Below are 21,023 nucleotides of genomic sequence, written 5' to 3'. Positions count from 1 at the left end.
TCAGGCCTGCGCCATTGCCGACTCGACCACGGTCAATTCGTCGGAAAGCCCTGCCGCCAAACGTGTTTGCGCGAACGCCGTCAACATCGCGTCGGTGATCTCATGGGGATCGCCGACGGTGGCCCCATCGGTGAGCACCGAGATGTTGAGCTGGTCGACGTAACTCCACACCGTGATGTTCACACCGCTGCCCGCTGTCAACGGACCCACCGAGTAGATCTCGGTCACCTGCGCTCCGCCGACCCTGCCGCGCTGGCGCGGCCCGGGCACATTGGAGATCGGCAGGTTCATCACCTTGTTCTGACCGTCCTTGGCCGACAACCTCTTGAACAACGCCTCGGCAGGTGCAGGCGGAAGATATGCCGCCCACCGGCTGATGAGTTCCGGCCCGACCAGCTGGTGTGCTTCCTTGGCGGTGACGGCCGCGTCGTGGGTGTGGCGCACCCGTTCCAGCGGGTCGTCGATCTCGACCGGCAGCGCCACCATCATCCCGGTGAAATAGTTGCCCGACACCCGATCCGGATCGAAGTTGAAACTGACCGGCACCGAGGCCAGCAGCGGATGGTCGGCGACACCGTCGTAGCGCAGCAGCAGAGTCCGTAGCGCACCTGCGGCGGTGGCCAGCACGATGTCGTTGATCGTCACACCAAGGTGCTTGCTGGTCTCCTTTACCTCAGCCAACGCCAAAGTTGCTGTTGCAAAACGTCGTTCGGGCGTCAACACATGGTTGAGGAAAGACGGCGGCGGAGTGAACGGCATGGTGAGTTCGGGCGAGAGCTTGCGCGAGCTACGCCGGACGCGAGCCAGACCGTCGGCGGTGTACTTGATCGTGGCAGGCACCCGCGCGATCTGGCGCAGGTGGTCGGCGAAGGCCGACCGGATGAGCTCGCCACGCTGGGGTTGGGGGTCGGTGCGGTAGGCCTGGCCCGGGTCCGGACCCTGTTGCAGATCCATGCCGCGCGCCATCAGATTGCCCGATGCCACGCCGTCGGCCAGTGCGTGATGGATCTTGCCCACCACCGCGATACGGCCGTTGGCCAGCCCCTCGACGAAGTACATCTCCCACAACGGCCGGCGGCGATCCAGCGGCGTGCTGGCGATCTGCCCGATCGCCTCGTCCAGCTGGCGGCGTCCGCCCGGCTGCGCGACCCGCCAACCCCTGATGTGGTAGTCGAGGTCGACGTCGCAGTGCTCCCGCCACATCGGGTGGTGGAACTTGAACGGAATGTCCACCAGCTGGTAGCGGAACGGGTCGAGCTTGTAGAGCCGCCCCCGCAACACCTCGCGGAACTCGTCCACGCCGAAGGTCCGGCCGCCGAGATCCTCCAACTCGATGACCGCCACCTTGAGGGTGTGCATGTGAACGTTGGGGGCCTCGCTGTACAACAGCACCGCGTCCCAGCCGCTGAGCCTTTTCACCGCTGCACCTCCACACCGGACAATCTCGGCGACCGCTCAGATGACCTCTCGGGCAGCCATCCTGGTTCGGTCACGGTGAATGTGGTTGAGGAACAAGCCGATTGCGGTGGCCGCCGAGCCGGTCCGGGCACCGTCGACCATGTCGAAACCATGCCCGGCACCGGGCAGCTCGACGTAACTCACCGGGGATCGCGAGACCGCACGCAGCCGCTCGACGAATCCGCGGGCCTGGTCGACCGGAATGACCGTGTCGGCCGATCCGTGCAGCACCAGGAACGGCGGCGCCTCGGAGTGCACCCGCGCGATCGGTGAGGCACTGCGGAAAACCTCACCGTGCTGGTCGAGCCGCTTGTTGACTACCACCCGCTCCAGGAACTCGACGAACCGGATCCGTTCGTCGGTGGACCTGTCCTCCCAGTCGTAGCGGCCGTAGATCCCGACGACGGCGTCGACCGAAGTGTCCGAACCCTCCGGTAGGTGTGCCTGATAGTGCGGGTCGTCGATGGACAGACCGGCGAGCGCGGCCAGGTGGCCACCCGCCGACGCACCGGCCACCGCAACGAAATCCCGATCGCCGCCGAAACGGTCGACGTTGGCCCTGGCCCAGGCGATGGCGGTCTTCACGTCGTGGATGTGGTTGGGCCACGGGTGGTGTGGGGCCACCCGGTAGTCGATCGACAGGCACACCCAGCCCTTGGCGGCCAGATGCGCCATCAGCGCGTACCCCTGCAGCATGCGGGTACCGAGCACCCAGGCGCCACCGGGGATGAACAGCAGCACGGGCGCGGGCTCGACAGGCAGGTGCTTGCGCCGCCACACGTCGAGCCGCTGCGCCGGATGGTTGCCGTAGCGCACCCCGGAGCGGTAGAGCAGCTTGCGATGCTCGAAGGCCTTCCACAGCGGTGGCATCCGGTCCGGTGCCGGCCAGTCGATCTGCAGATCCTCGGCAGCCACCACACCGCGCAGCCCGGCGTCGGACACCTCGTGGGTACTCACCCGCTGCGACTTTCGGGTTTGCCCGGCTCCCGGGGCCAGCCAGGACCGGGCGGTCGACTGCATGAAGTCCGGCAGATGGCGGTAGCCCCAGACACTCATCGCGGTCGCGGCGCCCAGCGGTTCGAGGTGCCGCCCGATCACCGGCAACTGGGCGGTGGCCACACTCATCGCCAAGGCGTAGTCGGCGGGCCCGGCTTCGAGCATCCAGCTCAGCCGGTCCCACGGTCGTCCCGTCATGGCGCGAGCGTACCCGCAACTCCCCGGCCGGAAACGGTAATCACACCGAACCGTTCATCTTTGCTGCCGCCGGCCATCCGGCCGCCAGGTCCGTGTGGTCCCTTGGCTTACCCAGCACGGGGGTGTTTGCCGCGATTGGTGATTCCGAGCCGCAGGAGGCCCGCTGCTGGCCTACACTTTCGGTCGACCCCCGGGAGGTCCAGATGGCCACAGCTGCCGACACCGTTTACGTCGGCGGTGACATCGTCACCGTCGACGACACCAACCCTTCGGCGCAGGCGCTGGCGGTACGCGACGGACGCATCGTCGCGGTCGGCGGCCATGACGAAGTGCTGGCAGGCCAGCAGGGACCCGACACCCGGGTGGTCGATCTGGCCGGTGCGACGCTGCTGCCGGGGTTCCTGGACCCGCACAGCCACTACATCAACTCCCTGACGGTGGCCAACCAGGTCAACGTCTTCTCACCACCGGCCGGCCCCGGTGCCGACGTCGGGGCGATCATCCAGGAGCTCAAGAAGTTCCGGGACTCGCAGCGGATACCGCGTGACGAGATGATCGTGGCCTACGGCTACGACGACACGCTGATGCCGGGCGGGCGAGCCCTGCACAAGGAAGATCTCGACGCCGAGTTCCCGGACAACCCGGTGGTGGTGGGCCATGTGTCGATGCACGGAGCGGTGCTCAACTCCGCGGCGATGCAGATGTTCGGCATCACCGCAGACACCCCCACACCGCCCGGCGGGGTGATCGTCCGCAAGCCGGGATCGACCGAACCGGATGGCCTGGTGATGGAGACGGCATTCCTGCCGATCTTCGCCGCCATGCCCAAACCCACTGCTGCACAGGAAATCTCTTGGAGTCGAGCCGGTCAGCTGCTGTACGCCGCCGCGGGTATCACCACCGCACACGAAGGCGCCACCCATGCCGCCGATGTGGAGCTGATCTACCGGGCCGCCGAAGGCGGTGCGAATCTGATCGACGTCGTCGCCTACCCGTTCATCCTGGAACTCGACGAGGTGCTACGCAGCCATCCGCCACAAGAGTTCGGCCGCTACCGCAACCGGGTCAAGCTCGGCGGGGTGAAGGTGACGCTGGACGGCTCACCGCAAGGGCGCACCGCCTACTTCAGCACGCCGTACCTGACCGACGGCCCGGACGGTCAGCACAACTGGCGCGGTGAGCTCGGGTTCTCCCAGGACACCGTCAACGGGTGGTTCAAACAGGTCTACGACCTGGGGCTTCCGTTGGATATACACGCCAACGGCGACGCCGCCATCGACGTCGCACTGGCCGCCCACGAGTTCGCCGCCGCCGACGACCTGCGCCGCGACCGGCTGACGGTGATGGTGCACTCCCAGTTCGTACGGCGCGACCAACTGCAGCGTTATGTCGACTACCGGATCATCCCGTCGTTCTTCACCTCACACGCCTTCTATTTCGGTGATGCCCACGTCCAGTTGCGCGGCCCTGAGCAGGCGCACTTCCTGTCCCCGATGCGGGCGGCGATCGATCTCGGATTGCAGCCCACCAACCACACCGACTTCGTGGTGACGCCGCTGGATCAGATGTTCGTGGTCTGGACGGCAGTCAACCGGGTATCGCGCAGCGGGGCGCTCATCGGTGGCGATCAGCGGGTCACCCCGCTGGAGGCGATCAAGGCCATCACGATCAACGCCGCCCGCCAGTACCGCGAGGCCGACCAGAAGGGCTCGCTGGAAGTCGGCAAGCTCGCCGATCTGGTTGTGCTGGAAGACAATCCGCTGACCGTGGATCCGATGGCCATCAAGGACATCGGTGTGGTGGAGACCGTCAAGGAGGGGCAGACCGTCTACCGCGCCGCTACGGCGTGAGCAGCACTTTGACGTGCTCGCCGGAGCGGGAGGCGACGGCCGCATAGCCCTCGGCAGCGCGATCCAGCGGCAGCCGGGTGGTGAAGATGCCGTCGACGGCGAGGCGGCCGTTCTGCAGCAGCGGGATCAGTTCGGGCCAGGTCTGCTGCACCGGCGCGGTGGTCCAGCGCACGGTCAGGCCGCGCACCAGGGACGCCAGCGCCGGGAACGGGTACGGGTTGAGATTGTGCACCCCGATCACCGAGACCGTGCCGCCGGCGCGCACCGTCGCGATCGAATCGTCCAGCGAGGTGTCACTGGCCACCGCGTCGATCACCGAGTCGGCCCCCAGGCCCCCGGTGGCCGCCATGACAGCGGACAGAGCGGGCGGCGGAAGCGGTATCGCACCCAGAGCCGCAGCCCGGTCCCGGCGTTCCTGAACCGGGTCGACAGCGAAAACTTGTGCGGCACCGAGGAATAGCGCGCTGCGCACCGCACACAGACCCACCGCGCCCAGCCCGACCACCACCGCGGTGCCACCCAACGGGATATCGGCCCGCTTGGCGCCCGCCCACCCGGTCGACAGATTGTCGGTGAGCAGCAGAGCCTGTTCGGTGCCGATGCCCTCGGGTATGCGCAGCAGTTGGAAGTCCGCGGCCGGGACGGCCAGCAGTTCGGCCTGGGCACCGCCGAGACCGCCGGAGCCGAAAATCTGCGGGCCCGACACACACCGGGTCGGGTCCTTGGTGGCGCAGCCGATGCAGCCGCCGCATCCCGCTACCGAGGACACCAGGACCTGGTCACCGACCTTGACCGTCCGCACATCCGGGCCGACCTCGACCACGGTGCCGACCGCTTCGTGACCGAGCGAGACGGGCGCGAACAACGGGTAATCCCCCTCGTAGAAATGCAGGTCCGAGCCGCAGATCGCGGTCGCGCTGACCTGGACGATCGCAGCGTCCGGTCCGGGAAGCACCGGGTCGGGCCAGGTGTCCACCCGCACCGACCCGGGGGTCTCGATGAGCACCGCGCGCATGGGAGTCTCCTAGTTCCTCACGACGAACTTCGACCAGTCGGGTTCGCGGACGGCGCCCCAGAACACCGGCAGCCGCCAGGGACTCACGGTGTGGATTTCGCCGTCGGCGTTCTTGAAGTACGAGTGCTTGATCGACGGGTGCGCCCACACCATGGTCTTGATCTCGGCCTGGTGGCGGCGATGCCAGTCGTCGGTGGCCTCGGTGGTGGGCTCGATGGAATGCAGGTGCTTGCCGATCAGCTCGGCCAGGAGCAGGTTGACGTAGCGCATCTGCAGTTCGGAGTTGAAGATCAGGCTTCCACCGTGCGCCAGATGGTTGCCGGGGCCGTAGAGCATGAAGAAGTTAGGGAAGCCCGGGACGGTGACGCCCAGATAGCCCACCGGACGGGACCCCCACGTTGTGCGCAGGTCCACCCCGTCGCGGCCGGTGATGGTCAGCGGATACAACACCTCGGTGGCCCGAAAACCGGTGGCGTACACGATGACGTCCACGTCGTGGGTGACACCGTCGGCGGTGACGACTGCGGTCGGGGTGATCCGTTCGATCGGGGTGCGAACCAGCTCGACGTCGGCGCGGCGCAGGGTCTTCAGCCAGGTTCCGTTGTCCTGCAGGGTGCGCTTGCCGGTGGCCGGATAGTCCGGCAGCACCTTGGCCAGTAGCTCGTCGTCTCCGTCGACCTGGGTGGTGATCCAGTCGCTGAACATCAGCCGGGCCATCGCGTTGATCTCACTGACCGCGTAATCGGGGTCATCGGGATGGGTGTAGCCGGGATCCGAACGTGCTGCGTCCAAACCCTTGTCGGCACCGGGCCACATCAGGATGAACCGGTACCAGCGGCCGTAGAACGGGAGGTGGTCCATCGCCCAGCGCACGCCTTCGGGAACGCTGTCGTGGTACATCGGGTTGGGGAACATCCACTGCGCGGTGCGCTGGAACACCGTCAGATGCTCGACGGTATCGGCGATCGCGGGGGCGATCTGGAATCCGCTGGCACCGGCCCCGATCAGGGCGACCCGCTTGCCGGCGAGGTCGACGGTGTGATCCCAGGCCGCCGAGTGGAACGCCGGGCCCGCGAAGGTATCTGCGCCCTCGATGTCGGGGATCTGTGGCCGGTTGAGTTGTCCGACCGCGGTGATCACCGCGCGGGCCCGCAGCTGCGACTCGGCACCGTCGGGGCCACGGACCGTCACCAGCCAGCTGCCGTCGGCGTCGTTCCAGACTGCCGAGACCACCTCGGTCTCCCAGCGTACGTTGTCGTTGAGCGCATGCCGATCGAGCACCGACTCGAAGTAGGCACGCAACTCCGGCTGTTCGGCGAAGTAGTGCGACCAGTTGTTGGACGGCTCGAAGCTGTAGCAGTAGAAGTGATTGGCCACATCGACGCGCGCGCCGGGATAGCTGTTCTCCCACCATGTTCCGCCAGGACCGGCGTTCTTCTCGATCACGGTGAACCCGATGTTGGCCTGCTTGAGCCGGATCGCCGCGAGCAGACCCGACTCCCCGCAGCCGATCACGACGACCGGGAAGTCGGCGGTGGCGGCGGGATCCAGTGCGGCGGGGCGCCGCGGGTCGACGCCCTCGAGGTCCATCTCCTCGAGAACCATCGGCTGGTATTCGGCGTCGACGTGTTCGCACGCCGCCCAGTCGAGCATCTCGCCGATCAGCTCGGAGCTCAGCGGCACCGGGCCCGGGCAGCCGCGGTCGCGGTAGTCGGCGATCACGGGCAGGGCCAGCGCGCGGGCCTTGGCCTTGTCCTCCTCGGACATGAAGCCCTGCACCTCGTTGAGGAACAACCCGGCCTGGTGGAACTCGCGGATGTAGCGCGGATCGCCGGTGATGTGCACCAGCGACAGCAGCAGGGTGGGAATGCTGACCTGCTCCAACGCCGCGGCGATCTCCTCGTCGGACGACGTGAACGGTTGGCCGGCATAGGGATTGCGGGTCATACCGGGTCCTCTCACCGCCTCCGCAATTACGCTACGCGGAGTTCCGTAATAGCGGACCTCACGATACGTCGCGGCCCACCGGCGAGCAAGGGCCGTCTCACCCGGGGGCAGCCGCGACGGCGTTGCGACCGCGGGCCATACTCGACAGGTGTCCAACACTGACATCCATCACGAACTGCGCAGTGCCGCGCGGTTCGTCCCCCGCAAGCTCATCTCCGGCCTGACGACGCCCGCCCTGCGCAGGATCACCGGGCTGATGCGCGTCGACAACGACGGTGTCGAGGTGCTGACCCTGCCCTCGGGTGTCGGGGTGCGGCTCTACCGGCCCGCCGGCGCCACGACCACCACCGGTGCGCTGCTATGGATTCACGGCGGCGGCTACGTCATCGGGACCGCCGCCCAGGACGACGCGCTGTGCCGCCGGTTCGTCGCCGCGCTGGGGATCACGGTGGCCTCCGTCGACTACCGGCTGGCCCCCGAGCATCCCTACCCGGCGCCGCTGCAGGACTGCTACACCGCGCTGACCTGGCTGGCCGACCTGCCCGGCGCCGATCGCGACCGCATCGCGATCGGCGGGGCGAGCGCCGGCGGCGGCCTGACGGCGGCCCTGGCACTGCTGGCCCGCGACCGCGGCGAGGTCGCCCCCGTGTTCCAGGTGCTGGTGTATCCGATGCTCGACGACCGCACTGTGGGCGAGCACCTGCACGACCCCGGTCACCGGTTGTGGAACGCCACCAGCAACCGCTACGGCTGGCAGTCCTACCTCGGCGGCGCCGACCCGCAGATCGCCGTCCCCGCCCGCCGTGCCGACCTGGCCGGTCTGCCCCCGGCCTGGCTGGGCGTCGGCACCCTGGACCTGTTCCACGATGAGGATCTCGCCTACGCGCAACGGCTGCAGGACGCCGGTGTGCCGTGCGAGGTGCATGTGGTGCCCGGAGCCTTCCACGGTTTCGACGGGATCGCCCCCAAGGCGTCGATCTCGCGGGCGTTCTTCGACAGCCAGTGCGCCAGCCTGCGGCCGCATCTCTCATGAGCACCGTGACCCCCACACTGAGCACCGAACAGCGCGACCTCGGCGAGGCGGTGGCCGACCTGCTGGCCAAACGCTCACCGGAGAGCGAAGTACGGCGACTGATGGCCGACGATCGCGGTCATGACCCGGCCGTGTGGGCCGAGCTTGCCGCGATGGGCATCCCGGGGCTGGTGATCCCCGAGGAGTTCGGCGGTGCTGGGGCTGGTGCCGCCGAACTCGGGGTGGTGTCCGAACAGATGGGCGCCGCGCTGCTGTGCGCCCCCTTCCTATCCTCGGTGCTGACGGCGAACCTGCTTGTCGCCCTGGGCGATTCGGAAGAGAACTCCGACGCGCTGCCCAGGATCGCCACCGGGGAGCTGATCGCCACCGTGGCGCACGCTGAGCCAGGTCACGCCCGGCCGCCTGCCGAGTCGGCCACCACCGCGACGGCGAATGGCGCGTCCTGGCGATTGTCCGGCGCCAAGACGTACGTGCTCGACGCCACCGCCGCACAGCGCTTCTACGTCCTGGCCGGCACCGGGATCTTCGCCGTCGACCACGATGCGCCCGGCCTGGCGGTCAGCCCGCTGACCACCGTCGACCAGACCCGCAAGCAGGGCAGGCTGACACTGGATCAGACACCGGCCCGACTGGTCGGATCCATCGACAGCGGTTCTGCCGCACTGGACGACGCACTGGACCGCAGCTCGATCGCACTCCTCGGTGAGCAGGCCGGTGCCTCGATCCGCGTGACGCAGATGGCCGCCGACTACGCCAGGACACGGTTCCAGTTCGGTCGCGCGATCGGCAGTTTCCAGGCCATCAAGCACCTGTGCGCCGACATGCTGCTGGAGGCGCAGTCCGCGCTGTCGGCGGCCCGCCACGTGGCAGCGGCCTTCGACGCCGCAGATACCCACCGGATCGCCGATCTGGCTCTGGCACAGGCGTTCTGCTCTGATGCGTTCGTGTTCACCGCGGCCACCAACATCCAGGTACATGGGGGCATCGGGTTCACCTGGGAACACCCGGCCCACCTCTACCTGCGGCGGGCACGCACCGACGCCCAGATCTTCGGCGACCCGGCCTGGCATCGGGAACGTTACATCCGGCTACGGGAGGCGCAGTGATGACCGACGACGAGGTGCGCGACGACATCCGCGCCTGGCTGGCGGCGAACTGGGATCCGGCGATGGCGCGCGGCGACTGGGCGCAGCTGGTCTTCGCGGCCGGACTGGCCGTGCCCAGCTGGGAACCGCAGTGGTGGGGCCGCGGCTTCACCGATCGCCAATCACGGATCGTCGCAGCCGAATTCGCCGCCGTTGGCGCGCCGGGGACGGGTCATGACCGGTCCAATCTGTTCGCCACCACGCTGCACGACCTGGGTACCGAGGAGCAGAAGCACCGGCTGATCCCGCCGTCGATCCGCGGCGAGAGCAAGTGGTGCCTGCTGTACTCCGAGCCGGGCGCCGGATCGGATCTGGCCGGCCTGCGAACCAGGGCCGACCGCGATGGCGACGAGTGGGTGGTCAACGGTCAGAAGGTGTGGACGTCGTTCGCGAAGTCCGCCGACTACGGCCTGCTGGTCGCGCGAACCGACTGGGATGTGCCCAAGCACAACGGAATCAGCTTCTTCATGTTCCCGATGCGCCAGCCCGGGGTGGAGATCAGGCCGATCCACCAGATTACCGGCGAGTCCGAGTTCAACGAGGTCTTCATCACCGGCGCACGCGTACCCGACGCGAACCTGGTGGGTGAGCCGGGCGGCGGCTGGTCAGTGCTGCAGGTGGCGCTGGCCTACGAGCGCCGCCTGATGGGCGACCTGGCCCGGACCTCCCGCTCGGCCAAGAAGCCGCAGGCCGACAACGACAGCCTGATCGGGATGGCACGCCAAGCCGGCACTCTCAGCGATGCGCACATCCGCCAGGAGATCGCCAGGGTCGAGGGCTACGCGGCGGTCAACCGGTGGAACACCCAGCGCGCCAAGGCGACCAGTGACCGCGCCGAGGCCGCGACCCTGCTGGCGCTGGGCAAGATCGCGATGTCACGGATCCTGCACGAGACCGCACGGGTGCAGACCGAGATCGTCGGCCCGGAGTCGATGCTGAGCGGACCCGACCACCCGATCGGTGACGCTGTGACGTTCCGCGCGCTGAACGCCTACTTCACCTCGATCGGCGGGGGCACCGACCAGATCCAGCGCAATATTGTCGGCGAGCGGGTGCTGGGTTTGCCCAAGGAGCCCGAGCCATACCGCAGCACCGCGTTCCGGGATCTGCCGACTAGCTCCTGACTTCGTAGAGCCGGCCGCCGATGACGGTGGCGGTGACGAGGTCGGCGTCGAGTGCGGCCAGGACCTCGCCCGGCGGGGCGGCCAGTACGCACAGGTCGGCCGGCTGTCCGGGCTCGATGGTGCGGGGTCTGTCCGGCTGGTCGGCATGCCCGCAGAACATCGCCAAAGCCGCTGCGGGCGTGACACATTCGCTGGAGTTCAGCACCGCCCCGGCGCCGGTGGTGCGGTGCACCGCCGCCCGCATCGCCGCCCACGGATCGGCACCGCCGAACGGCAGATCGGTCGACAGCGCCACCCGCACCCCGGCGCTGCGCAGTGAGGCCAGTCGCCACAGGCCGGGCTGGTCGTGCGCCGCGACGTCGACCAGGTACTGATCGCCGCGTTCGGCCACGAAGTTCGGCTGGGTGACCACCACCGCATCGAGCCGGGCAAGATCCTGCAGGCTCTCGACAGGTACCACCGCGGCGTGCTCGATGCGGTCACCGGGACGGCACCCGGCAGCCTCCAGCGCGGCCAGTGTCACCACGAGTTGGCTTGCCGTCACACAGTGCACGGCCACCGGCCCCTCCCGGTGCCGGGCCGCGATCCAGTCGGTCAGCTCGTCGAGGTCGAGTGAGTCGTCGTGCAGGATCCGCTTACCGGGGGCCAGCCAGTGCACGTGCTGGCGCAGTTCGCCGTGCCCGTGGGCCTGCGTGAGCGCGACGACGGCGTCGGCGTCGAGATCGGGTGTCGCGTCGGTGACGCCGGTGACACCGTAGGACGTGAGCCGTTGACTCAGCGGGGTCAGCGGGGTGTCACGGCGGGCGACGGCCTGCGACCAATCGTCATAGCTGCGCAGCCTGCCGTCGGGATGGTCCGGCATGCCGACGGTGGCCAGGCCGGCGGAGTTCAGCATCCACAACACCCCGCTGCGATGCTGGATGCGCACCGGAACCGCGGGCAGCAGTTCGTCGAGCACCGTGCGGTCCAGCGGCCCGGCCACCGACTCGTGATAGCCGACGGCCCGGATCCAGCCGTCGGAGCCGACGGTGGCCGCCGCCAGTGCCGCGCCCAGCCCGGCCCGGCCCGACACGTGCGCATGGTCGACCTGGACGGAGTCCAGCGCCGCGGCCGCGGCCCGCAGGTGGACGTGGTGGTCGTGCAGGCCGGGGATGAGGGTGCCGCCCGCGGCGTCGAACACCGACTCATGCGGCCGCGGTGCCAACGACGGGCTGACCGCATCGATCCGGTCGCTGATGCGGATGTCGACGGCGCGACCGTCTAGCAAGGTGGCGCGCTGAATCAGCATGGCGCAACGCCCTTCTGGGCCACCAGAGCGTCGACGCGGGCATTGTCATCCCCGAGCCCGGCAGCCGGCGGTGCCGGCGGCGGTGGCTGCGGCGGCGCGGCCTCGCAGCCACCCGCGGGCTCGGCGGGCAGCGCGGCATACGTGGCGGCCACCTGGGACATCACCACCTCGATGAGCTCACCCCCGCCCCGCGACAGCGAATCTGACACTGCCACAGCAGTTTCCAGACCGGTGAGGGGGTCGGCAATGGCGTCACCACAGAACACCGGCCCGGTGCCGCTGGCGCCCACCAGCCCACCGGCCACGGCGGCGTCGTCCCCGAAGGCGACCCGCGGCGAGTCGGCACCATGGCCGGTGATGCGCACCCAGACCCGTCCCGGTGGCCCCGCCAGGGCGTGCGGGCTCAGTCCCCGGCGTGCGAGCGCCCCGGGCCGGGATCCTTCGATCACCACGTCCGCGGCCGCCAACAGCGCCTTCAGCCGAGCGGCGTCACGGTCGAAATCGATGGCATACGAGAGCTTTCCCTGGTTGATCCAGTCGTAGAAGAGTCGATCCCCGGCCCGGGTGCCATCAGGGCGGTGCGGGCTCTCCACCTTCACCACGGTGGCACCGGCACTGGCCATCAACTGTCCGCACAGCGGGCCTGCCCACATCGAGGTGAGGTCGGCGACCAGCAGGCCGGCCGCGGCCCGCGGCGATGACGCAGGGCCGAGCGGGGTGTTTCGCGGCGGGCCGGGCGCCGTCTCACCGAGGCGGGCTACCGGCAGGTCGAGCAGGACGGCGCGCTCGAGCACGGCGTCGCTGGCGTGGGTGCGGGCCCATTCGGTGACGGTGGTCCACGGGTCGGTGGGAACGTCGTCAGCCTCGACGAGTGCGGGGACGGCTCCGATGTCGTCGGGGCGCGACAAGGTCAATGCACACCACCCGTCGGCGGTGGGCAGCAACCGGGTCGCGCCACCGGCCGAGGTGCGGCCCGCGCGATGCAATCCCCGCAGCGCGGCGCGGCCGGTGAGCAGGCAGCCCGCATCGACGCGCAGTCGCCAGGCCGCCGACAGTCTGGCGGCCAGACTCTCGGCGCGGGTGGCCACCGCCGCCCGGGAGTGGTCGGGCGGTCCGTCGGCGAACCCCGTGAGCCAGGCCAGCCCGCTGGCGGCCCAGCCGGTCGAGGAGTCGTTCACCGACTCATTGTCCCGCCCCGCCCCCTTTTCGCCCCGCCCCGCTTCGCCGAAACCGACGAACGGGTGCACAACTGCGAGAGCCGACGTGCACAACGTCGATCTCGGCGTCGGACCTCAGAAGTGCAGCGCGCGAAACCGCCAGTCCAAGACCTGCCGATCCTCGCCGCCGGCGGCCACCGCATAGACCACCGATCGCAGCCGCAGGATGCCTCCCCGCTCACCGGGCAACTCTTCGGCCGCTTCGACGTGCAGATCGCTGTAGAGCGTGTCACCTTCGTGGACCGGCCCGGTGTGGTCGCACGACTCCCAGTCCAGCACCGTGGCGAGGTTCGGCAGCAACCGGGTTGCCTGGGCGAGCGCCAACCCGATGGTGTGACCGCCATAGACCAACCGCTGGCCGCCGACACGCGAATCATGATGTGTTGCAGCAATATTCAACGACAGGCGGGCAAGTTCGGGGGCAGAGCTGACGACGTCTCCGGTACTGCGCAGCACCGATCCGGCGATATCGGGGTAGAAGTGCGGCCCGGGCACCCGCTCGCGGAAGGCCACCGCGTTCCAGTCGGCGGTCGGGTCGGGCGGGGACGCCAGATCTGCGCCGATCTTCGACAAATCGTCGGCATGTCCGGTGTCGGACGCATCGGGGCTCAGCGGCAGCATGGCGCAGCGGTAGAAGTCCAGCACCAGCCGGCCGATCTGGTCGATGGTGGTCATCCGCAGCGCTGCCAGACCTGTCAATGGCCGCCCCGGTTTGACGCTGTTCTGCCGCAGCCCGACCACCTCGGTGCGGGTGAACAGGGTGTCACCGATGACCGGATACCGATAGAAGGTGAGCCCGCGGTAGAACAGGTTGGCCTTGACCCGCTGCGTCACCAGCGTGCTCTGGCCAATGGCCACGTCACACACCAGCGCCGGGTGTGCCAGCGGTCCGGTGGCCCCGACGACGGCGTGCGCGAGTTCGGCATCCAACGACAGGCGCATCCGGTCACCGAGGATGGCTTGGTGGGAGGCCGCCGCACCGGACGTCAGCGTCATCGACGGCGCCCAGTCGAACACCTGACCCACCACGAGGTCGTCGAAATAGGGGCCGCCCGCCTCGCCTGCGCCAATATGGCCGTACAAAGTCACAGTCGCACATGCTGGCAGTTCTGCGCGCGGCATGTCAATATGGCCGTACATTTCGAGGCAATGGAGCGTATCCCGATGACAACCCTCAGCGATGAAGAGACGATGCTCGTGGACACGGTGCGGGCGTTCGTCGACCGCGACGTCAAGCCCGCCGTCCGCGACATCGAACACGCCAACACCTACCCCGAGGCGTGGATCGAGCAGATGAAGCAGATCGGCATCTACGGCCTGGCGGTCAGCGAGGAATACGGCGGCTCTCCGGTGTCGATGCCCTGCTATGTCGAGGTCACCCAGGAACTGGCCCGCGGCTGGATGAGCCTGGCCGGCGCAATGGGCGGGCACACCGTAGTAGCCAAACTGCTGGAGATCTTCGGTACCGAGGAGCAGAAGCGCGCGTACCTACCGAGGATGGCGACCGGTGACCTGCGGGCGACCATGGCGCTGACCGAGCCCGGCGGGGGTTCCGATCTGCAGGCCATGACGTGTGTGGCCCGCCGCGACGGCGACCACCTGGTGATCAACGGCGCCAAGACCTGGATCAGCAACGCCCGTCGCTCAGGGCTGATCGCTCTGCTGTGCAAGACCGATCCGCAGGCCAAGCCGCGTCACACCGGGATCTCGGTGGTCCTCGTCGAATCACCCACCGACGGTCTGACGGTCTCCAAAGACCTGCCCAAGCTCGGCTACAAGGGTGTCGAGTCTTGCGAGTTGGTGTTCGAGGACTGCCGGGTGCCCGCGTCGGCGATCCTCGGTGGTGAGCCGGGTAAGGGCTTCGCCCAGATGATGAAAGGCCTTGAGACCGGCCGCATTCAGGTCGCTGCCCGCGCCCTCGGAGTGGCCACCGCCGCACTCGAGGACGCGCTTGCCTATGCACAGGACCGCGAGAGCTTTGGGCAGCCGATCTGGAAACACCAGGCGATCGGCCACTACCTCGCGGATATGGCCACCAAGCTGACAGCGGCCCGCCAGCTGACCCGCCACGCTGCCGAGCAGTACGACAGCGGGCAGCGCTGCGATATGGAGGCCGGCATGGCCAAGCTGTTCGCCTCCGAGGTCGCCATGGAGATCGCGTTGAATGCCGTGCGCATCCACGGCGGCTACGGCTACTCGACGGAGTACGACGTCGAGCGCTACTTTCGTGACGCACCGCTGATGATCGTCGGCGAGGGCACCAACGAGATCCAGCGCAACGTCATCGCCGGGCAGCTGGTGGCCCGCGGAGGCATTTGATGCCGACATCAGACGGGCGAGGCATCTGATGCCGACATCAGACGGGCGAGGCATCTGATGCCGACATCAGACGGGCGAGGCATGTGATGCCGACATCAGACGTGGGAGGCATGTGATGCCATGAAACCCGAACCGGCGTATCAGGTTTTGCGGAGACGGTTGCGTGAGGACATCGCTGCCGGGGCCTATCCCGACGGTGTCCGGCTGCCCACCGAGTCTGAACTGGTCGCCGAGTACGGGGTGTCCCGCCAAACCGTGCGTCGCGCGTTCCAGGACCTGGTCGCCGATGGCGTGGTGTACCGGGTACCCGGGCGGGGCACCTACGCCACCGGCCGGGGATACTTGCGCCAGCTGGGTTCGATCGAGGACCTGATGAATCTGTCTCAGGACACCACTATGGAAGTGCTGCAGGGCCTTTCGCGGCGGGTCGATGTCAACGCGGCAAGCCGACTGGGCCTGGACCACGACGTGGTCTACACCGTGGTGTTCCGCCGTTTCCACGACGGTGTCCCGTTCGTGCTCACCACGGTGCACCTGCCCGAGCCGGTGGCCCGCCTGGTCCTCGACTCCCCCGCGTTGATCACTGGAGCTGTCGGCACCAACACCGTCATCGGGGTCCTGGAACCCCACCTCGGTGAGCCGATCGACCAAGCAGCACAGCTGATCACGGTCGCACCGGCTGAACAGTCGGTGGCCGACGCGGTGGGTTGCGACCCGGGCCATGCCATGCTTCGGGTCGACCGGCTCTACTCCGATACCAGTGGCACTCCGGTCGAGTTGTCGGTGAGCCATTTCCTGCCCGAGCAGTACACCTATCGGGTCACCCTGCGGCGCTCGAGCTAGTTGCTGTGCGGTGGAGGGTGGGCCTGAAAGGGTTGGTACCACCACCATTGGGCGCGTTCGCCGGTCGGGCCGGGGTAGGACGGGACATCCGGTGGCGGTCGGGTGGGTGTGTGGGCAATCGGCGCCTCGGTGAGGGGATCGCCGTCGCTGTCGGTGATGACGAGCTGGTCGGCGGGGCCGGTGATGGTGATGGTGCCGTTGTGGTGGGCGCGGTGGTGAAACGGACACAGCAGGACCAGGTTCGACAGCTCGGTGGGTCCGCCGTGTTCCCAGTGCACGATGTGGTGGGCGTGCAGGCCGCGGGTGCTGTTGCAGCCGGGTACCGCGCAGGCCCGGTCGCGGTGTTCCAGCGCGCGGCGCAGCCGGCGGTCGACGGTGCGGGTGGCCCGCCCGGCCCCGATGGGCCGGCCGTCGCGTTCGAACCAGACTTCGCAGGTGGCATCACAGGTCAGGTAGTGGCGCTCGGCATCGGGCAGCAGCGGACCGAGATGCAGTGCGGCGGCGGACTTGTCGATGTCGAGGTGCACGACGACGGTGCTGTGCTGGCCGTGCGGGCGGCGGGTAGCTTGCGCGTCCCAGCTGTCGGTGACCAGTTGCAGGAAGGCGTCGACAGTGGTGGGCAATGGCGGTGTGTCGGGTGTCGTGGTGGGGTGGTCGCGCGTCCACTCGCTGACCAGGGCGTCGAGGTGCGCCTTAAGGGCGGTATCGAACGTCGCGGCTTCGTCGTGGGGCAGGGTGATACGCCAGCTGGTGGTGGTGTCGGTACTGGTGGTGGTAATGCTGCGTTGGGGCTGCGGCCGGGGATCGGGGTCGGGTCGGGGTTCGAGGCGGATCGCGGTGCGCAACTGGTGGACGGTGGCGACCGCGGCCAGCTCGGCGTAGTGCTCATCGGAACCCTCACCTGCACCGGCGGCGATGACGGCGACCTGATCCAGCGACAGCCGGCCCTGCTGCAATTCGGTCACGCAGCGGGGGAAGTCCTGACTGCGGTGAGCCACGGTGGCGATCGCGTGGGCGTTGGCTGATGTCGCCCCCAGTTTCCAGGCCACCAGCGCGGCCACCGAGCGCGCCCCGGTCGCACCCCACAACTCCTCGCGCTCGACCTCGGCCACGATATCCACGATCCGCCCGTCGATCGCATTGCGCTGACCAGCCAACTCCGAGAGCTCCGCAAACAGCGCCTCAAGACGCTGCTGGGGTGTGGTCACCACCATCGACGAGGACATGACCACATCCTCGCATCACCCACCGACAAGTTTGTGCGACCGACCGTCAGGCAGAGATCTCGTCGACCAGACCCCAGTTCAGCGCGGTCACCGGCTCGATGGTGCGGCCGGAGAGCACCAAATAGGCTGTGCGCCAACGGCCGATCCGACGGGTGACACTCAGCGTTCCGCCAGCACCCGGCAGTAAACCCAATTCCAGTTCCGGCAGTCCGAGGACCGCATCGGGATGGCAGGCCACCCAGCCGCAGAAGGCCGCCATCTCCAATCCGCTACCCAACACCTGGCCGTGTATCTCGGCCCGGCAGGCCCGCCCGAGGCGGCGAGTCAGCTCGTCGAGCGCCAGCGCCGGGCTGTGCCGGGTCCGCGCCAGGTGTGCACTCGCCGGATCGTCGAAGGCGCCGAACTCAGCCAGATCGCCACCGCTACAGAACGACGGGCCGTTGCCGCCGAACACCACTTCGTCGACGGTGTCGTCCAGCAGCGCCACCGTCAGAGCCTCCAACAGCAGCGCCCGGGCGTCGGTGGAGAACGCGTTGTGCCGTTGCACCCGGTTGAAGCGGATGTGCAGGGTGGATCCGGTTCGCTCGGCCACCACCGGATCCGGTATCGCAGGCACCTGCTTCGGACCACGTTCGACGAGCCACCGGGCGAACTCTGGGCCGGACTGCAGCGTCGAGTAGGCCAGTGATTCGGTGACGATCGCCGGGAACGCCGGTCCGTCGACGTCGACCGCGCGCAGGACGTCGTCACAGACCGCACTGGCATGCGGCCAGCGGCGACAGCGCTGCTCCAGCTCGGCCACGGTGTCGGCGATCGAGTCGACCGCCACGAACCGGCGATCCTCGTGTTCACGATCGGTGAGCGCGAATGTGGCTATGTCAAGCCAGAATTCAGACTCCGGTGTGGCGGATTCGCCCACCGCGACCACCACTCCGGGTACCCCCGCCGGCCCGATCGGGGGTGGGTCTGCCAGGTCGACGAGCAGCATATGACCCGGGCGCTTACCCGGTGGTTGCCGGCGTCGAGTACTTGGTGATCAGCTCCTGCTTGTACAGCTTGCCGGTATCGGTGCGGGGCAGCTGCGGCTCGAAGGAGATCGACCGCGGGCATTTGTAGTGCGCCAGCCGGTCACGCAGCCAGGACAGCAACTCCTCGGCCAGCTCGTCGGAGGCTTCGGCGTGGTCGACGAGTTGGACCACCCCTTTCACGCTCTGTCCCATCTCGTCGTCCGGGATGCCGAACACCGCGGCGTCCATCACCTTGGGATGGATGACGAGCATGTTCTCGGCCTCCTGCGGGTAGATGTTGACGCCGCCGGAGATGATCATGTGGTGGCGGCGGTCGGTGAGGAACAGGTAGCCGTCCTCGTCGACATAGCCGATGTCGCCGACGGTCATCCAGCCCTTCGGGTGACGCGACGACGCCGTCTTCTCGGCATCGTTGAGGTACTCGAAGGTGTTCTGGCTCTCGAAGTAGATCTCGCCCGGTTCCCCCGCGGGCAACTCGTTGCCCTCGTCGTCGAGGATGTGCAGGTTGCCCACCATCGGCTTGCCCACCGACCCGGGGTGTGCCAGCCACTCCTGCGCGCTGATCAGCGTCGAGCCGATGGCCTCCGAGGAGGCGTAGTACTCGTCGACGATCGGGCCCCACCAGTCGATCATCTGCTTCTTGACCTCGACCGGGCAGGGCGCGGCCGCGTGCATCACCCGCTCGAGGCTCGACAGGTCGTAGGAATTCCGCACGCTCTCAGGCAGTTTGAGCATTCGGGTGAACATCACCGGCACGAACTGGCCATGCGTGACCCGGTGTCGCGCAATGGCATCCAGAGTGCCCTCGGCATCGAACTTCTCCATGACGACCACCGGGACACCGGCTGCCTGCATCGTCATCGACCATACCGACGGCGCGGTGTGGTACAGCGGCGCAGGGCTCAGATACACGCCGTTGGGGTTCATCCAGAACGAGACCAGCATGGTCATCAAACCGGGCGCCTCGGCTGGTGGCAGGTGTGAAAGTTCCCGCTTGATCCCCTTGGGCCGGCCCGTCGTCCCCGACGAGTACTGCAGCAGGTCACCCTCGATCTCGTCGACGATGGGGGTAGTCGGTTGGCCGACAACACATTCCGGGTAGCGGAGCCACCCGTCGACGTCGTCGTTGATGACGATCAACAGCTCCGGCAGACCCTTGGGCAGGTGCTCGCCGAGCCCCGCGAGCACCGGCCGCAGCGCGGCCGATCCCACAATGGCCTTGGCCGCGCTGTTGTCGATGATGTAGGCGGCCTCCGCCGCGGTGAGGTGCGTGTTGATCGGCACGTAGTAGAGGCCGCTACGACGGGCCGCCCACATCACGGTGTGGAAGTGCTCGTTGTTCTCCAGAAGGATGGCCACCGAGTCGCCTTCACGCAGGCCGGCCTGACGGAACAGGTGGGCCAGCTGATTGGCGCGCGCCTCCATCTCACCGAACGTGACGACCGTCCCGGACGGATAGAGGATGACGGCGGGCTTGTCCGGGTTGGCTTCGGCGTGCTCACGGATCTGCATGCGTGCACTTTACGGCAGCCATTTTTGACGGGTGTCGACTGGTGTTCAGGAGAAGGTGACCGTGCCGTCGTCGAGGCTGTAGTAGCCGGTGACCACCTTCAGCTTGCCGGCGTCCAGGGCCGGTTTGAGCTCCTTGGATTGCAGGATCTGATCGCGGGACTGATCGGCGTTGGCCTTGATGGCGCTGGTCAGCAGATCGGGACCGGAGTTCTTCTCCGCGATAGCGACCGCCGGGGTGATCGCGGTGACCAGCGCTTCGATATCACCGTGCGGCAGGGTGTGCGTCTGCAGCGACTCCAGGGTCGCCGACACCGCGCCACAGTTCTGGTGAGCCAGCACGACGATCAGCGGGGAGCCCAGATGCCCGACCGCGTACTCGATGCTGCCCATACCCGCCGGGTCGACGATATTGCCCGCCACCCGCACCACGAACAGGTCCCCAAGCCCCTGGTCGAAGACGACCTCGGGTGGTAGCCGGGAATCCGAGCAGCTCAGCACGATCGCATACGGCGACTGCGCCTTCGACAACGCCAACCGGGCGTCGGGATTCTGGTCGGGATGCATCATCCGGGACTCGACGAACCGCAGATTGCCCTGTTTGAGCTCGGTCAGCGCCATATCCGCGTCGGAGATGTTGGCCCGGGGCGACTCGGTGGCGAACGTCGGCGAGGCCGGCACCGTCACCGTCGTCGTACTCGCCGTCTGGGTGGACGACCCGCACGCACTCAATGCGGCGGCCGCCACCGACGCGCCGGCCACCCCGAACCAGGCTCGCCTGGACAATCCGTTGTTCACGATCAGCACCCTCCTCGACCGACTTCGCC

General features: G+C 68.1%; 17 protein-coding genes. 6 read left to right on the top strand and 11 right to left on the bottom strand.

Features of this window, described 5'->3' with window-relative positions:
* Nucleotides 1-1,419, bottom strand: coding sequence for a WS/DGAT/MGAT family O-acyltransferase (locus G6N35_RS21565; RefSeq protein ID WP_163806078.1), 1,419 nt, complete (start codon nucleotides 1,417-1,419; stop codon nucleotides 1-3).
* A gap of 36 nt (nucleotides 1,420-1,455) precedes the next feature.
* Nucleotides 1,456-2,652, bottom strand: a complete 1,197-nt coding sequence (locus G6N35_RS21560; RefSeq protein ID WP_163806077.1) for an alpha/beta hydrolase — start codon at nucleotides 2,650-2,652, stop codon at nucleotides 1,456-1,458.
* A 203-nt stretch (nucleotides 2,653-2,855) separates the two neighbouring features.
* Between G6N35_RS21560 and G6N35_RS21555 the strand changes: the two genes are divergently transcribed.
* Nucleotides 2,856-4,502: an amidohydrolase gene (locus G6N35_RS21555; RefSeq protein WP_163806076.1), complete on the top strand. Its 1,647-nt coding sequence runs from the start codon at nucleotides 2,856-2,858 to the stop codon at nucleotides 4,500-4,502.
* Here the strand turns inward: G6N35_RS21555 and G6N35_RS21550 are convergent.
* Nucleotides 4,492-5,517, bottom strand: coding sequence for an alcohol dehydrogenase catalytic domain-containing protein (locus tag G6N35_RS21550; RefSeq protein WP_163806075.1), 1,026 nt, complete (start codon nucleotides 5,515-5,517; stop codon nucleotides 4,492-4,494). The two genes, G6N35_RS21555 and G6N35_RS21550, sit on opposite strands and share 11 nt — an antisense overlap.
* A 9-nt stretch (nucleotides 5,518-5,526) precedes the next feature.
* Complete coding sequence (locus G6N35_RS21545) at nucleotides 5,527-7,464, bottom strand: flavin-containing monooxygenase (RefSeq protein WP_163806074.1); 1,938 nt, start codon at nucleotides 7,462-7,464, stop codon at nucleotides 5,527-5,529.
* A gap of 148 nt (nucleotides 7,465-7,612) precedes the next feature.
* On the opposite strand from G6N35_RS21545, the gene G6N35_RS21540 reads away from it, so the two are divergent.
* The 3 genes from G6N35_RS21540 to G6N35_RS21530 are packed head-to-tail and all read left to right on the top strand — an operon-like array spanning nucleotide 7,613 to nucleotide 10,766.
* Nucleotides 7,613-8,497 (top strand): alpha/beta hydrolase, encoded by an 885-nt coding sequence (locus G6N35_RS21540; protein ID WP_163806073.1) that lies wholly within the window; start codon nucleotides 7,613-7,615, stop codon nucleotides 8,495-8,497.
* Nucleotides 8,494-9,603 (top strand): acyl-CoA dehydrogenase family protein, encoded by a 1,110-nt coding sequence (locus G6N35_RS21535; RefSeq protein WP_163806072.1) that lies wholly within the window; start codon nucleotides 8,494-8,496, stop codon nucleotides 9,601-9,603. Before G6N35_RS21540 ends, G6N35_RS21535 begins: the two co-directional genes overlap by 4 nt.
* Nucleotides 9,603-10,766, top strand: coding sequence for an acyl-CoA dehydrogenase family protein (locus tag G6N35_RS21530; RefSeq protein ID WP_163806071.1), 1,164 nt, complete (start codon nucleotides 9,603-9,605; stop codon nucleotides 10,764-10,766). Before G6N35_RS21535 ends, G6N35_RS21530 begins: the two co-directional genes overlap by 1 nt.
* Here G6N35_RS21530 and G6N35_RS21525 read toward each other — a convergent pair.
* The 3 genes from G6N35_RS21525 to G6N35_RS21515 form a co-directional block, all read right to left on the bottom strand.
* The gene (locus G6N35_RS21525) at nucleotides 10,756-12,054 is read right to left on the bottom strand and encodes an amidohydrolase family protein (RefSeq protein ID WP_163806070.1); all 1,299 of its coding nucleotides are present in this window, start codon (nucleotides 12,052-12,054) and stop codon (nucleotides 10,756-10,758) included. The two genes, G6N35_RS21530 and G6N35_RS21525, sit on opposite strands and share 11 nt — an antisense overlap.
* The gene (locus G6N35_RS21520) at nucleotides 12,048-13,232 is read right to left on the bottom strand and encodes a CoA transferase (RefSeq protein ID WP_163806069.1); all 1,185 of its coding nucleotides are present in this window, start codon (nucleotides 13,230-13,232) and stop codon (nucleotides 12,048-12,050) included. Before G6N35_RS21520 ends, G6N35_RS21525 begins: the two co-directional genes overlap by 7 nt.
* A gap of 114 nt (nucleotides 13,233-13,346) precedes the next feature.
* Nucleotides 13,347-14,360: a MaoC family dehydratase gene (locus G6N35_RS21515; RefSeq protein WP_179967404.1), complete on the bottom strand. Its 1,014-nt coding sequence runs from the start codon at nucleotides 14,358-14,360 to the stop codon at nucleotides 13,347-13,349.
* A gap of 75 nt (nucleotides 14,361-14,435) precedes the next feature.
* Here G6N35_RS21515 and G6N35_RS21510 point away from each other — a divergent pair, with 75 nt between their 5' ends.
* Both G6N35_RS21510 and G6N35_RS21505 read left to right on the top strand, forming a co-directional pair.
* Nucleotides 14,436-15,590, top strand: coding sequence for an acyl-CoA dehydrogenase family protein (locus G6N35_RS21510; RefSeq protein WP_163806068.1), 1,155 nt, complete (start codon nucleotides 14,436-14,438; stop codon nucleotides 15,588-15,590).
* 120 nt (nucleotides 15,591-15,710) lie between these two features.
* Nucleotides 15,711-16,433 carry a GntR family transcriptional regulator gene (locus tag G6N35_RS21505; protein WP_163806067.1) on the top strand — a complete coding sequence of 241 codons (723 nt, stop codon included), beginning with the start codon at nucleotides 15,711-15,713 and terminating at the stop codon, nucleotides 16,431-16,433.
* Here G6N35_RS21505 and G6N35_RS21500 read toward each other — a convergent pair.
* Genes G6N35_RS21500 through G6N35_RS21485 form a run of 4 tightly spaced genes read right to left on the bottom strand, consistent with a single transcriptional unit; the run spans nucleotide 16,430 to nucleotide 20,994 of the window.
* Entirely contained in the window at nucleotides 16,430-17,659 is a 1,230-nt protein-coding gene (locus G6N35_RS21500; RefSeq protein WP_163806066.1) for an HNH endonuclease signature motif containing protein, read from the bottom strand. The genes G6N35_RS21505 and G6N35_RS21500 overlap by 4 nt on opposite strands.
* A 46-nt stretch (nucleotides 17,660-17,705) precedes the next feature.
* The gene (locus tag G6N35_RS21495) at nucleotides 17,706-18,647 is read right to left on the bottom strand and encodes an enoyl-CoA hydratase/isomerase family protein (protein WP_163806065.1); all 942 of its coding nucleotides are present in this window, start codon (nucleotides 18,645-18,647) and stop codon (nucleotides 17,706-17,708) included.
* 13 nt (nucleotides 18,648-18,660) lie between these two features.
* Nucleotides 18,661-20,199, bottom strand: a complete 1,539-nt coding sequence (fadD4, locus tag G6N35_RS21490; RefSeq protein ID WP_163806064.1) for a fatty-acid--CoA ligase FadD4 — start codon at nucleotides 20,197-20,199, stop codon at nucleotides 18,661-18,663.
* Nucleotides 20,200-20,244: 45 nt separating this feature from the next.
* Nucleotides 20,245-20,994: a carbonic anhydrase gene (locus tag G6N35_RS21485; RefSeq protein WP_163806063.1), complete on the bottom strand. Its 750-nt coding sequence runs from the start codon at nucleotides 20,992-20,994 to the stop codon at nucleotides 20,245-20,247.
* Nucleotides 20,995-21,023 lie beyond the last annotated feature (29 nt).

The organism is Mycolicibacterium anyangense (assembly GCF_010731855.1).
Lineage (GTDB): Bacteria > Actinomycetota > Actinomycetes > Mycobacteriales > Mycobacteriaceae > Mycobacterium > Mycobacterium anyangense.
Note: the sequence above shows the minus strand (reverse complement) of the source record. Positions and strands in the feature narration are given on the sequence as shown.